The 12426-nt window shown below is 67.5% G+C and carries 11 protein-coding genes; 4 read left to right on the forward strand and 7 right to left on the reverse strand.

Annotated elements, in window-relative coordinates; all coding sequences use genetic code 11:
• The first annotated feature begins 168 nt into the window (after positions 1–168).
• The 3 genes from I1A62_RS25615 to I1A62_RS25625 all read left to right on the forward strand — a co-directional run bounded on the left by I1A62_RS25615 (position 169) and on the right by I1A62_RS25625 (position 3187).
• On the forward strand, positions 169–726 hold the full coding sequence (locus I1A62_RS25615; RefSeq protein ID WP_012690437.1) for a PadR family transcriptional regulator: 558 nt from the start codon (positions 169–171) through the stop codon (positions 724–726).
• Positions 719–1804: an inositol-3-phosphate synthase gene (locus tag I1A62_RS25620; protein ID WP_072947297.1), complete on the forward strand. Its 1086-nt coding sequence runs from the start codon at positions 719–721 to the stop codon at positions 1802–1804. Before I1A62_RS25615 ends, I1A62_RS25620 begins: the two co-directional genes overlap by 8 nt.
• Positions 1805–1936: 132 nt before the next feature.
• A complete protein-coding gene (locus I1A62_RS25625; protein ID WP_219460875.1) occupies positions 1937–3187 on the forward strand; it encodes a hypothetical protein in 1251 nt (416 codons plus the stop codon).
• Here the strand turns inward: I1A62_RS25625 and I1A62_RS25630 are convergent.
• The 7 genes from I1A62_RS25630 to I1A62_RS25660 all read right to left on the reverse strand — a co-directional run bounded on the left by I1A62_RS25630 (position 3184) and on the right by I1A62_RS25660 (position 11366).
• Positions 3184–5406: a transglycosylase domain-containing protein gene (locus I1A62_RS25630; RefSeq protein ID WP_219460877.1), complete on the reverse strand. Its 2223-nt coding sequence runs from the start codon at positions 5404–5406 to the stop codon at positions 3184–3186. The two genes, I1A62_RS25625 and I1A62_RS25630, sit on opposite strands and share 4 nt — an antisense overlap.
• 132 nt (positions 5407–5538) lie before the next feature.
• Positions 5539–5730 (reverse strand): hypothetical protein, encoded by a 192-nt coding sequence (locus I1A62_RS25635; protein WP_095861518.1) that lies wholly within the window; start codon positions 5728–5730, stop codon positions 5539–5541.
• A gap of 13 nt (positions 5731–5743) precedes the next feature.
• Entirely contained in the window at positions 5744–6637 is an 894-nt protein-coding gene (locus I1A62_RS25640; protein ID WP_087555589.1) for a carbohydrate ABC transporter permease, read from the reverse strand.
• Positions 6634–7683, reverse strand: a complete 1050-nt coding sequence (locus tag I1A62_RS25645; protein WP_124389588.1) for a carbohydrate ABC transporter permease — start codon at positions 7681–7683, stop codon at positions 6634–6636. The genes I1A62_RS25640 and I1A62_RS25645 overlap by 4 nt, the downstream gene beginning before the upstream one ends.
• Before the next feature lie 15 nt (positions 7684–7698).
• Positions 7699–8973 carry an ABC transporter substrate-binding protein gene (locus I1A62_RS25650; protein ID WP_124389587.1) on the reverse strand — a complete coding sequence of 425 codons (1275 nt, stop codon included), beginning with the start codon at positions 8971–8973 and terminating at the stop codon, positions 7699–7701.
• Between the two features lie 149 nt (positions 8974–9122).
• Positions 9123–10196, reverse strand: a complete 1074-nt coding sequence (locus tag I1A62_RS25655; protein WP_087555586.1) for an ABC transporter ATP-binding protein — start codon at positions 10194–10196, stop codon at positions 9123–9125.
• 246 nt (positions 10197–10442) lie between these two features.
• Positions 10443–11366 (reverse strand): sucrase ferredoxin, encoded by a 924-nt coding sequence (locus tag I1A62_RS25660; RefSeq protein ID WP_219460879.1) that lies wholly within the window; start codon positions 11364–11366, stop codon positions 10443–10445.
• A gap of 61 nt (positions 11367–11427) precedes the next feature.
• Between I1A62_RS25660 and I1A62_RS25665 the strand changes: the two genes are divergently transcribed.
• Positions 11428–12396: an ABC transporter substrate-binding protein gene (locus I1A62_RS25665; protein WP_219460880.1), complete on the forward strand. Its 969-nt coding sequence runs from the start codon at positions 11428–11430 to the stop codon at positions 12394–12396.
• Positions 12397–12426 lie beyond the last annotated feature (30 nt).

The raw sequence follows: 12426 nt of genomic DNA on the forward strand, positions 1-12426 counted from the left end.
CTGTCCCGCAACCCTGAGGCATCGTCGGCGCTTTCGCGCGCCCGGACCAGGGTCGACAACCTGTGACGGCTTGTCCCATGTATCGAGCGGGCGTATCGTCCTATATATCGGTGCGATATAGTTTTGAATCGCATCACACGGTTAGGTCGGGCGACTCAGGGGGTGGACATGCTCGAATTGGCAATTCTCGGGCTGCTCCACGAGTCACCCATGCACGGATACGAGCTACGCAAACGGTTGACGGGACTCCTGGGTGCATTCCGCGCCTTCTCCTACGGTTCCCTCTACCCGACGCTCCGACGCATGCAGGCCGACGGACTGATCGCCGAGGACGCAGGTCCTCCGGGGACCGTCAAGCGTCGCGCCCGCCGCGTCTACCAGCTCACGCCGATCGGCAAGGAGCGGTTCAAGGAACTGGTCGCCGACACGGGTCCGCAGAACTACACCGACGATGGATTCGGCGTTCATCTCGCCTTCTTCAGCCGCACCCCCGCCGAGGCGCGGATGCGGATCCTCGAAGGCAGACGACGCCAGGTCGAGGAGCGCCGGGAGGGGCTTCGAGACGCGATCGGCAGAGCGAGCGGCACGCTGGATCGCTACACCAAGCAGCTCCACCAGCTCGGCCTCGAATCCAGTGAGCGTGAAGTGCGCTGGCTCAACGAGCTGATCGCCGCCGAGCAATCGACAGCAACACCTAAGAAAGAAGGAGAACCCGACCATGGGTGAGAACAGCACCGCGGTGCGCGTAGCCATTGTGGGCGTGGGGAACTGTGCCTCGTCCTTGGTTCAGGGCGTGCAGTACTACAAGGACGCTGACGAGACGGCGACCGTTCCCGGCCTCATGCACGTCAAGTTCGGCAAGTACCACGTGCGCGACGTGCAGTTCGTCGCCGCGTTCGACGTCGACGCCAAGAAGGTCGGATTCGACCTGTCCGAGGCCATCTTCGCCAGCGAGAACAACACCATCAAGATCGCCGACGTCCCGCCGGCCGATGTCCCGGTTCTGCGCGGCCCCACCCTCGACGGCATCGGCAAGTACTACGCCGAGACCATCGAGATCTCCGAGGCCGAGCCCGTCGACGTCGTCAAGGCTCTGAAGGACGCCAAGGTCGACGTGCTGGTCTCGTACCTGCCCGTGGGTTCCGAGGACGCCGACAAGTTCTACGCCCAGTGCGCCATCGACGCGGGTGTCGCGTTCGTCAACGCCCTCCCCGTGTTCATCGCCTCCGACCCCGAGTGGGCTGCGAAGTTCAAGGACGCCGGCGTCCCGATCGTCGGTGACGACATCAAGTCGCAGGTCGGCGCCACCATCACCCACCGCGTGATGGCGAAGCTGTTCGAGGACCGCGGCGTGCAGCTCGACCGCACCATGCAGCTGAACGTCGGCGGCAACATGGACTTCAAGAACATGCTCGAGCGTGATCGCCTGGAGTCGAAGAAGATCTCCAAGACGCAGGCCGTGACGTCGAACCTGACCCGCGACCTCGGTCCGGGCAACGTGCACATCGGCCCGTCGGATCACGTCGGCTGGCTCGACGACCGCAAGTGGGCGTACGTCCGCCTCGAGGGTCGCGCGTTCGGTGACGTTCCGCTGAACCTGGAGTACAAGCTCGAGGTCTGGGACTCCCCGAACTCGGCGGGCATCATCATCGACGCCGTCCGCGCAGCCAAGATCGCCAAGGACCGCGGCATCGGCGGACCCGTCTACCCGGCGTCCGCGTACCTGATGAAGTCCCCGCCGGTCCAGATGGCGGACGACAAGGCTCGCATCGAGCTCGAGGCGTTCATCATCGACGCGGAGTAATCCACACAGCTTTACGGGCGAATGCACCTTTCGTCGTCTTCACGGCGACGAAAGGTGCATTCGCCTTTGTGTTCGACTTCTTGTCAGACCCTCCCTCTACGGTGACACCCAGGATTCATCGAGGGAGGCGTGATGTCCGACAACACTTTCGATCGCGAGATCGACGACGCCTGGACCGAGCTCCAGGACCGTCTGACCGGCTACGTGCACGCGATGGAGGACGACGACGAACTGGTGCTGCAGTCGCAGTACGACAGCGTCGACGAGGGCCTCGTCGAGACCGCCGCGTGTGTGCGATTCTTCGCCTGGGCCGGCGACAAGGTGCGGTGCGAGGTGCCGTCCAACCGCTTCCTGCACCCGGCTCGGGCGCTCACCGCGGAGGAGCACGAGCGGCTGATCGAGCTCGGCTGGAACCGCCCCGACCTGTGTGAGCACGTCGGCGAGGGCAACGGTTCCGCGTCGTACTACCTCGACGCCGACCGGGAGGACGCCCACCTGCTGGCGTCGATGACGGTGACCGTGTTCCGGGAGATCTGGGACCTTCTGCACCCCTCGTTCCTGAAGGCGATCACCGGCGGCCGGGACGAGACCGCCGAGTTCGGTACCGCCGACGTCCCCGCCCAGCTGCGCGACGGCACCGGATTGCGCGACCGGGTCGACGCCGCGGTCGAGGCCATGCTCGAGCAGGAACCGGGCAAGGACGCGGACGGCGACATCCTCGTGTGGGTCGGCGACCTCCCCACATATGTGCGGGTCATCGAGGAGGACGCCCGCGTGGAGGTGTTCGCCCGGGTGGTTCACACGATCAGCGACCGCACGCGCACGGCGGAGGCGCTCGCCGACCTCAACCGCCAGTGGCCCGACATCAAATTCCTGCTCATCGTCGACAACGTGGTCGCCGTCATGCGCGTCGACGGATCACCGTTTGTCGCCGATCATCTGGTGTCGGTGTTCCGGATGTTCGAGCAATTCGTCGACACCATCGACGACGCGTTCGCCGAAAGGCTTGGCGGCAAACTCAATTCCACACCCGAGGCCACGTCCTCGTCCGCCGACCACGAATGCGTGGACGAGTTCCCCGCCGCCCTCGTGACCCTGATCCACCTCGACTCCGAAAGCGGCCTCGACCCCGACGACGTCGCGGAAATCTGCGGGCGCGACCGCGACACCATTCTCGAATTCCTCCGCCTCTGCTCCGAGCAGGAGATCGAGTGGCGTCACAACGCCGAACTCGCCCGCGAGGAGGACGCCGACGAGGCAGCCATGTGCGAGGACGAGTCGCGGGCGTGGGCGAAGACGAAGGAGAGCCTCCGCGCCGCGCTGCGAGTTGTGGTGCTGCCGCACCGGACTCCGCCGCGCGGCGGGTTCCAGAACCTCGGCTAACCCGGCAGCGGGATGATGACGCCCGGCAGGATTTCGATCTGGGTCGGCGCCGGGACGGGTGCGGGCACCGGCGGGACGGGCGGCACCGGGACGGCCGCCGGGGGCGGAACCTCGACGGGTGCGGGTGTGGGCGCGCCGGGTGGTGGGACGACCCCGCTGGTGCCGGGAGCCGTTCCGTCGCCGCCGGTCTGACCGCTCCACGTCGGCACGCCGGCCTGACCGCCGATCGGGTCGGGCCACGGGAAGTCTTCCCAGTCGGTGTCGTCGAGCGCGCCGTCCATCGTGTCCTTCCAGATGTCCGACGGCAGACCCGAACCGTAGATCAGCCCGCCCCAGGTGTTGTTGATGGCGGTGGCGTCGGCCTTGCCGATCCACACCGCCGTCGACAGCGACGGTGTGTAGCCGACCATCCAGGCGTCCTTGTTCTCACCGGTGTCACCGAGTTGCGCGGTGCCGGTCTTCGCCGCGGACGGGCGTCCACCCGCCAGCGCGTGACCCCGCGAGTACGAGGCGATCGGCATCAGGGCCTGGCTGATGTTGTCGGCGACGGCCGCGTCGAGTCGCTGCTCACCGGGGCTGGGTGCCCGGTCGAGGAGCACGACACCGTCGGCGGTCACGACGCGCTGCACGAAATACGGCTGGTGGTAGACCCCGGACGCGGCGAGCGTCGCATACGCCGACGCCATGTCGATCGGCCGCGACAGGTACTGGCCGAGAACGATGCCGCCCTCCGGTTCGCCGCCGTTCTCGCTGAGCGTCTTGCCCTGCACTCCGGGGATGAACTCCGGGATCCCCGCCTTGTGGGCGGCGTCGGCGATGGCCTGCGGGCCGTTGTCCAACGACATCATCAACCGGTAGAAACTCGTGTTCAGCGATCGCTTCGTCGCCTCCGCGATGGTGCAGGTGCCGCAGGACTCGCCCTCGACGTTGCCGATCTGCACACTGCCGACGGTCAGCGGGGCGCTGCTGAACCGGGCCGAGAGCGGTATGCCCTGATCCAGTGCGGCGGCCAGCCCGAAGACCTTGAACGACGACCCCGTCTGCAGCGGCGCCTGCGCGTAGTCGAAGCCGGCGCCGTCCTCGCCGCCGTAGTACGCGCGCACCCCGCCGGTGCGCGGGTCGATGGACACGACCGCGGTCCGCAGCGCCGGATCCTCACCCTCGAGGTTGTCGTGGACGGCGTCGATCGCGGACTGCTGCGCCCGCGGATCGATCGTGGTGGTGATCTGCAGGCCCTCGGTGTTGAGGGTCTGCTCGGAGATCCCCGCATCCGACAACTCGCGCAGCACCTGGTTGCGGATCAGGCCGTCGGGGCCGGGCGCGGAGTTGGCGTCGGTGGGCCGGTTGGACGGCGCCGTGACCGGGAACTCCGCGGCACTGCGGTCCTGCTGGCTCAGCACACCCATCGAGACCATGCCGTCGAGGACGTAGTTCCACCGCGCCTGCAACTGGTCGAGGTTCGCTTCGGGGTCGAGGTAGGACGGGCTCTGAATCACCGAGGCGAGCACCGCGCCCTCGGCGACGGTGAGGTCGCCGACCGGCTTGTCGAAGTACGCGCGCGACGCCGCCTCGATGCCGTACGCGCCGCGACCGAAGTAGATGGTGTTCAGGTAGGCGGCGAGAATCTCGTCCTTGGACCACTCGCGGGCCATCTTGGTGGAGATCACGAGTTCCCGCATCTTCCGGTACACGTTGCGATCCGCGCCGACCAGCACGTTCTTGACGTACTGCTGCGTGATCGTCGACCCGCCACCCGCGCTTTCCTTGCCCAGGACGTTGTCGCGGGCGGCGCGCATGAAACCGGTGACAGAGAACCCGGGGTTGGAGTAGAAGTTGCGGTCCTCCGCCGACAGGACGGCATCGCGGACGTGCTGGGGGATGGCGTCGAGCGCGATCTCGGTGCGGTTACCCTCCGGCGGGATCACCTTGGTCAGCTCGGTGGTGCCGTCGGCGGCGAAGACGGTCGCCACCTGGTTGGTCTTCATGTCCGACGGCCGCGGGACCTCGGCGCGAATGTAACTGACCAGGAAGACGACGAGCGGGATGACCAGCAGCAACGCGATCACGACCAGGCTCACCCGGCGGACCGTACGCCAGCGGGTGCGCTTCTTCTTCCCGTCCGGTGGTGGGGTGGTCGTCTCGGCCGAACCGTCGTCTGCGGGCGGTGTGTCTCCCGGATCGGAGGCACGATTGTCCGTCGCGTCGTTGCCAGAACTCACTTACACACTCCCGGTCAGTTATCCGGTCACGGAGGATCGTCGCACCCACCCGTACGTATGTTATGTGAACGACCCTGGACGTGGCGTGCGGCGCGCTATCGCCCAGCAACTATCCGTACCGACCGGACTGTTTCAGCGCACCCGCTTCCGGGCGGTGATCGCCAGCCCCGACAGCACCAGGCACCCGAGCAACACCAGCGCGGGAGTGACACCGGGGTCGCCGCGGAACACCTCGACGACCGCGGCGACGAACGCCATCACCGTGAAGAACCCGAGGATCCCGATCAGAACCTCGAGCCGCTGCCGCTTCGCCACCGGATGCACTACCGATACCTCGTCAGCTCTTCACGCCGCCGGCCGTCAGGCCCGACACGATGCGCCGCTGGAACAGCAACACCATGATCACCAGCGGAATGGTGACGATCGTGCCCGCCGCCATGATCGCCGCGTACGGCACGACGTGCGGGTCGTTGCCGGAGAACCGGGCGATCGCGACCGTGACGGGTTCGGTGGCGTCACTGGAGAGCTGGCTGGCCAGCAGGTACTCGTTGACGGTCGCGATGAACGCGAGGATGGCCGTGGTGAACAGGGCCGGCGCCGCGAGCGGCAGCATCACCAGCCGGAACGCCTGACCGCGGCTGGCGCCGTCGATGCGGGCCGCCTCCTCGAGTTCCCAGGGAAGTTCCTTGAAGAACGACGTCAGCGTGTAGATGGTGAGCGGCAGGACGAACGAGATGTTCGGGATGATCATCGCCTGGTACGTGCCGATCCAGCCGATGTTCGTGAACAGCTGGAACAGCGGGGTGACCAGGGCGACGACGGGGAACATCGACGCCCCGAGCACGATGCCGACCACCACGTACTTGAACCGGAACTCGATGCGGGCCAGCGCGTAGGCGGTGAAGATGCCGACGGCCAGGGCAATGACCGTGGTGATTCCGCCGATGATCATGCTGTTGACGACGGCGCGGGTGAAGTTGTTGCCGCTGCTCGTCGACAGTGCGTTCTGGAAGTTCTCGAGCGTGACGTGCGTGGGCCACGGGGTGGTGTCGAACGTGTAGTCCGGGTCGCGGAACGCCGTCACCATCATCCAGTAGAACGGCGCGAGCCCCCAGACCAGGATGATCGCGACACCGATGTAGATGCGGGAGTTCTTGAACGCGAGCCGCGTCGGACGGTTGCGGGCGGGGGGTTTGCTCGGGAGTTCGAGTTCCGGGGCGCGGTGGGTCACGGCTTCGGCCCCTTTCGCTGGGCTTCCTGAGTTTCGACGGCGTTGGCGCCGAGGAACTTCACGAGCACGAATGCCACCGCGAAGATCAGGAGGAACGTGATGGTCGAGAGTGCGGACGCGCTGTTGAACCCTTGCCGCACCTGGTCGACGACGAGGATCGACACCGTCGTGGTGGCCGGGTTGCCGCCGGTCAGGATGGCGGGCAGGTCGTACATGCGCAGGGCGTCCATCGTGCGGAACAGGATCGCGACCATCAGCGCCGGCTTCACCAGCGGGAGCGTGATCTGCCGGAACCGCTGCCAGGCGGAGGCGCCGTCGACGCGCGCCGCCTCGTACACGTCCTGCGGGATCATCTGCAGGCCGGCGAGGATCAGCAGGGCCATGAACGGGGTGGTCTTCCAGACGTCCGAGATGATCACCGCGAACCGGGCCGGCCAGGCGTCCGACGTCCACAGGATCTCGGTGCCGAGGAGGCGGTTGGCGATGCCGTCGTAGGCGAAGATGAAGTACCAGAGTTTGGCGGTGACCGCGGTCGGGATGGCCCACGGGATCAGGACCGCGGCGCGCAGCAGGGCGCGGCCCTTGAACGTCTTGCCCATGATGATCGCCATCCACAGGCCGATCGCGACCTCGAGAGTCACCGTGACGACCGTGAAGAACGCGGTGTTCCCGACGGCCGACCAGAACTGGGAACCGAGCGTGCCGGGCGGGCACGCCATCGCCACCCCGCTCGGGGACGTGCACTGCTGCAGAATCCAGTGCGTGTAGTTGGTGAATCCGGCCCAGCCGCCCTCGACGAACATGCCGGTCGTCGGATCGAGTCCCGCGTCCTTCTGGAACGACATCACCACTGCCCGGACCACGGGGTAGCCGATGACGACGGCCAGCACGACGAGGGTCGGTACGACCAACATCCACGCGCGACGACCGCTCAGCCCGGAGCTTCGCGTGTTCTCGCTCTTCTCACGCGAACCGCGGCCGGGGTCGGAACCCCCGGCCGCGGTACGGGCCGGCGCTCCACTGGTGGTCCCAGTCGGAACGGCCATATTCACTCCTGTGCTCTACGAGCCTGCGGACTGGATACCGGACTGCATGTCCGTGATCGCCTGATCCACCGACTTCTCACCCTTGATGGCAGCGTAGGCGTTGTCCTGCACGGCCTTCGACACAGCCGGGTAGAACGGCGTGACCGGACGGGGGACGGCGTTCTCGATCGACACCTTCAGCGTCGGCATGAACGGGAAGGCCGCGATGATCTCCGGGTCGTCGTACAGTGCGGCGCGGACCGGCGGCAGCGAGCCCATGGCGATGATCCGCTGCGCCTGCTCACCCTGCAGGAAGGTGAGGAAGTCGCGGGCCGTGGCCTTGTTCTCGGAGTACGCGCTGATGGCCGCGTTGTAGCCGCCGAGCGTCGAGGCGCCGATGCCGTCCTTGCCGGGCAGCGGGGCGACCGCGTACTTGCCCTTCACCGCGGACGAATCCTTGTCGGCGGTGCCGTACACGTACGGCCAGTTGCGCAGGAACAGCGCCTTGCCGTCCTCGAACGCCTTCTGGCTCTCGGGCTCCTTGAACGTGGTGTCCTGGGCCGGGATGTCACCGTTCTTGAAGTTGTCGACCAGAACCTGCAGGCCGGCGCGGGCCTCGGGGCTGTCGACCGTGGGGGTCTTGCCGTCTTCGCCGACGAACGAGCCGCCGTAGGCGTTGATGACCTCGGCGGCATTCACCGTCAGGCCCTCGTACGGTGCGAACTGACCGGCGTAGCAGTCGATGTTGTTGGTCTTCGCGACCTCACACGCGGCGGACAGCTCGGCCCACGTCTTCGGTGCGGCGGGCAGCAGGTCGCTGCGGTAGTACAGCAGGCCGCCGTTGGTGTTCTTCGGCGCCGCGTACTGGGTGCCGTTGTAGGTGGCGCTGTCGACCGTGGCGGGGAGGATTCCGGTGTTGTCCACCGCGAACTCGCCGGTCAGCGGCTGCAGCCAGCCCTTGGCCGCGAACTCCGCGGTCCAGGGGACGTCGAGTGCGACGACGTCGTAGTCGGACTGCTTGGCCTGCAGGTGCTGGACCAGGTCGTCGTGCGCCTGATCGGCGTCGTTCGACTGCTCCTTGAACGTCACCTGCTCGTCCGGGTGCTCGGCGTTCCACGCGTCGATGATCTGGCGGACGACACCGGTCTCGGTGGTGTCCTTGCCCTCGACGTACGTGATGGGTCCGCGGCCGTCGAGGTTCTCCGACGTGGAATCGCTGCCGCTGTCGCTCGAGCAAGCGGTGAGCGTGACCAGCGAGGCTGCGGTGGCAAACACCGCGGCGCGCCGGACCGCTCTCGAAATCTGAACCATGGAGTCTCCCCGTGGGTAAAGGTGGATGAACCCCGCCACGGTGCGACGAGATTTCGCGGCACCGCTGCGGCGTCGGAACATACTGTGGCATGGAACACCGTCACTGTCCGGCATTACCCCCGACCTGAATCGGTCAGGAGGCGCCGCGATCAGCTGAGCCGGTAACCCTCGGACGCCGAGAACAGGTGCACCTGCGACGGGTCGACGTGCAGTTTCACCAGGTCACCTTTGCGGGGCGGGTTCCGCCAGTCGGCGCGGGCCACCAACTGCTGCGTCTCACCGTTGACGGTGCTGCGGCCGTAGATGTAGGCGTCGGATCCGAGTTCCTCCACCACCGCCACCTCCATCGGGATGCCGGTGGTCGACAGTTCCAAGTGCTCCGGGCGGATCCCGACGACCACCTGACGCTCGTCGGTGTCGGAACGCAACTGCCGGGGCAACGGAATGGTCGCGTCGCCGAGCAGCACCCCGTCCGGGGTGATCGGCAGCGTGAAGAGGTTCATCGACGGCGAACCCATGAAACCGGCGACGAACACGTTCGCGGGCCGGTTGTAGAGGTCGCGCGGCGACGCGCACTGCTGCAGCACCCCGTCCTTCAGCACGGCCACCCGATCGCCCATGGTCATGGCCTCGACCTGGTCGTGCGTCACGTACACCATCGTCGTCTCGAGACGGCGCTGCAGCTGCGCGATCTGGGTCCGCGTCTGCACCCGGAGCTTGGCGTCGAGGTTGGACAGCGGCTCGTCCATCAGGAACACCTGCGGCTGCCGGACGATGGCGCGTCCCATCGCGACGCGCTGCCGCTGACCGCCGGACAGCGCCTTCGGCTTGCGGTCCAGGTACGGCTCGAGGTCGAGGAGTTTCGCCGTCTCCTCGACCCGCGTGCGGATGTCGTCCTTCGCGGCGCCGGCGAGCTTCAGCGCGAAACCCATGTTCTCGGCCACCGACATGTGCGGGTACAGCGCATAGTTCTGAAAGACCATCGCGATGTCGCGTTCCTTGGGTTCCTGCGTGGTGACGTCGCGGTCACCGATGAGGATCCGCCCGCTGTGGACGTCCTCGAGCCCCGCCAGCATTCGCAGCGACGTCGACTTGCCGCAGCCGGACGGTCCGACGAGGACCAGGAACTCGCCGTCCTCGATCTTCAGGTCGAGCGTGTCGACGGCCGGCTTGTCCGAGCCGGGGAACAGGCAGGTGGCACCGTCATAGGTCACTGTGGCCATGAACGTCGAAGTCCCTTCTACCCGGCGCCGCGCTCAGGTGCGTGAAAATGTACCTGTTGACACACTTTCTCACTCACCTGTGGGTGGTCCGGTACGAATTCCCCTCGGTCCGAATCATGTTGGTCGGATTCATGTACAGGTTTCTCCACAGCTGGGGATGAACCCCCTAATGAAACGGGGGCGTGAATGCCGTGTGAACACAGGGCGCTTCGCGCCCCGTGCGCGGGAAAGGAGTCTCTGGACTCGTCAAGCGCGCACGGGCGGAGCCTTCTCGAACCGGTCCGGCCTGTCCACGACACCGGCGCTGCAAGCGGTCAGGCGGGGTTCGGCGCGGGTCGTGCGGACATGTACCCGGTCGATGCCGCCGGGGTGCCTGACCAGGACGTCCGTGTCGCCGTCCGGCCGTGGGACCGCCGACAGCGGGATCACGTCGTCGAGTCCGGGCAGCGCCCGCTCCCCCCGGACGGTGTGCTCGGCGAACTGCAGCACGGGGTCGTCGGTGCACCGGCCGCGGTAATGCTCGAGCACGACCCGCCCGCGATCGTGCTCGGCGACAATGCGTTCCGCCGCCTCCGCCGTGACCCTCCCGTAATAGATGCCGGACGGCAGGCACACCATGGTCGCGGCGAACCGGTCGCCGCCGACGTGCGTCGACTCCCAGACCCGGCCACCGCGATGGCCGAGGGCGGTGACCACGGGGCGTCCGAACGACGCGCAGCAGGCGTCCTTCTTGCCGTGGGTGCAGACCAGGAACAGTGATTCGGTGGCGTCGAGACGCTCACCGAGCCCGGGCGGCGCGTCGACGGTGAGGTCCAGGTCGAGCAGTTCCCGGTCCTCGCGCACCAGCAGTCGCTCGGCCCAGCCGTCGGCGCGGCCCGGCCGGGCGAGGTAGACGTGCCGTCCGGCGGCGAGGTCGCGGCGCTGCCGGGTGCGGATCAGCACCGGACGCACTCCGGCGTCGGCGCACCGGGCGGCGAGCGCGTCGCCGAGGACCGGGTCGAGGCGGCTCTGCCGCAGTCGGTCGCGTCCCCACGGTCCGGGTTGCTCGATCAGCAGCCATCCGCGCACCCGGGGTGCGGTGCCGCACAACGGCTCCTGCAGAGACTGGGAGAGCGCCGCGCAGGCCGGTGGCGTCCGCCCCTCGGGCGGCGTCGTCGTCTGCACACTCACACCCGGACTGTATAAGGTTAGGTTCGCCTACCTTTCGCCCCCTTCGAGATCGAGGTCCAGGATGCGTTCAGCCACGTGCTCCCCGAATGTCACCGACGTCCAATGGCAGGAGATCGTCGACGCCCTCACGCGACGACAGTTCGGCGCTGGGCTGGGAGCAGCAGCGCTGGCCGCGTTCACCGCCGCGTGCGCGGGACCCGACGCGGCATCGGCCGACGACAGCGGCGGGCAGCGGACGGTCACCCATGCCATGGGGACGACGACGGTGAGCAACCGGCCCAGCCGCATCGTCGCCCTCGACAGCCTGCCCATCGACACCGTCGTCACCCTCGGGAAGACCCCGGTCGGCGCAGCTCAGGCCGGTTCCGCCGACGCGCTGCCCGCCTATCTCGGCGGCGGACTGGACAGCACTACCGTCGTCGGGTCGATCGCCGAACCGAACCTCGAGGCGATCGCCGCGCTGCAACCCGACCTCATCCTCAGCAGCAAGCAGCGGCACGGCGACCTGTACGACGCACTGTCGGCGATCGCACCCACCGTGTTCTCCGTGTCGCCCGCCGTCGACTGGCAGGGGACGCTGCGGCTGTTCGCCGAGGCCATGGGCGAAACGCAGGCCGCCGAGCAGAAACTGTCGGAATTCCACGCCCGCGCCGCCGCGCTCAGCGAGACCACCCGCGGCCGCACCGCGCACGTCGTCCGTGTGATGGACGACGGACTGCGCCTCCACGGTCCGGGCACGTTCTCGGGGTCCGTGCTGACCGCCGCCGGCTACACCATCACCGGGCAGCCGTGGGACGCGAAGAACGACATGTCCGAGATCTCGCTCGAGAACGTCGCCCAGATCGACTCCGACATCGCGTTCGTCGCCAACACCGCCGCACCCGGTGACCTGGGCATCGACCCCGTCCTCGTCGGGCAGATGGGGCCGTCACGACGCGACGGCGTCCGCCAGACCGACTACCGGGTGTGGATCACCGGCATCGGTCTCACCGGTGCAAACCTGATCCTCGACGACCTCGCGCGGCTGTAGGCGCTTCGCGCCCGTGCGTGGTTGACGAGT

The sequence above is a fragment of the Rhodococcus sp. USK10 genome (genome assembly GCF_019378875.1).
GTDB classification, from domain to species: Bacteria; Actinomycetota; Actinomycetes; order Mycobacteriales; family Mycobacteriaceae; genus Rhodococcus_F; species Rhodococcus_F pseudokoreensis.

Coding starts and splice junctions, on each gene's coding strand:
- I1A62_RS25665 (WP_219460880.1), top strand. CDS start 11,428: ATGCGTTCAGCCACGTGCTCCCCGAATGTCACCGACGTCCAATGGCAG.
- I1A62_RS25645 (WP_124389588.1), bottom strand. CDS start 7,683: ATGGCCGTTCCGACTGGGACCACCAGTGGAGCGCCGGCCCGTACCGCG.
- I1A62_RS25620 (WP_072947297.1), top strand. CDS start 719: ATGGGTGAGAACAGCACCGCGGTGCGCGTAGCCATTGTGGGCGTGGGG.
- I1A62_RS25655 (WP_087555586.1), bottom strand. CDS start 10,196: ATGGCCACAGTGACCTATGACGGTGCCACCTGCCTGTTCCCCGGCTCG.
- I1A62_RS25650 (WP_124389587.1), bottom strand. CDS start 8,973: ATGGTTCAGATTTCGAGAGCGGTCCGGCGCGCCGCGGTGTTTGCCACC.
- I1A62_RS25625 (WP_219460875.1), top strand. CDS start 1,937: ATGTCCGACAACACTTTCGATCGCGAGATCGACGACGCCTGGACCGAG.
- I1A62_RS25615 (WP_012690437.1), top strand. CDS start 169: ATGCTCGAATTGGCAATTCTCGGGCTGCTCCACGAGTCACCCATGCAC.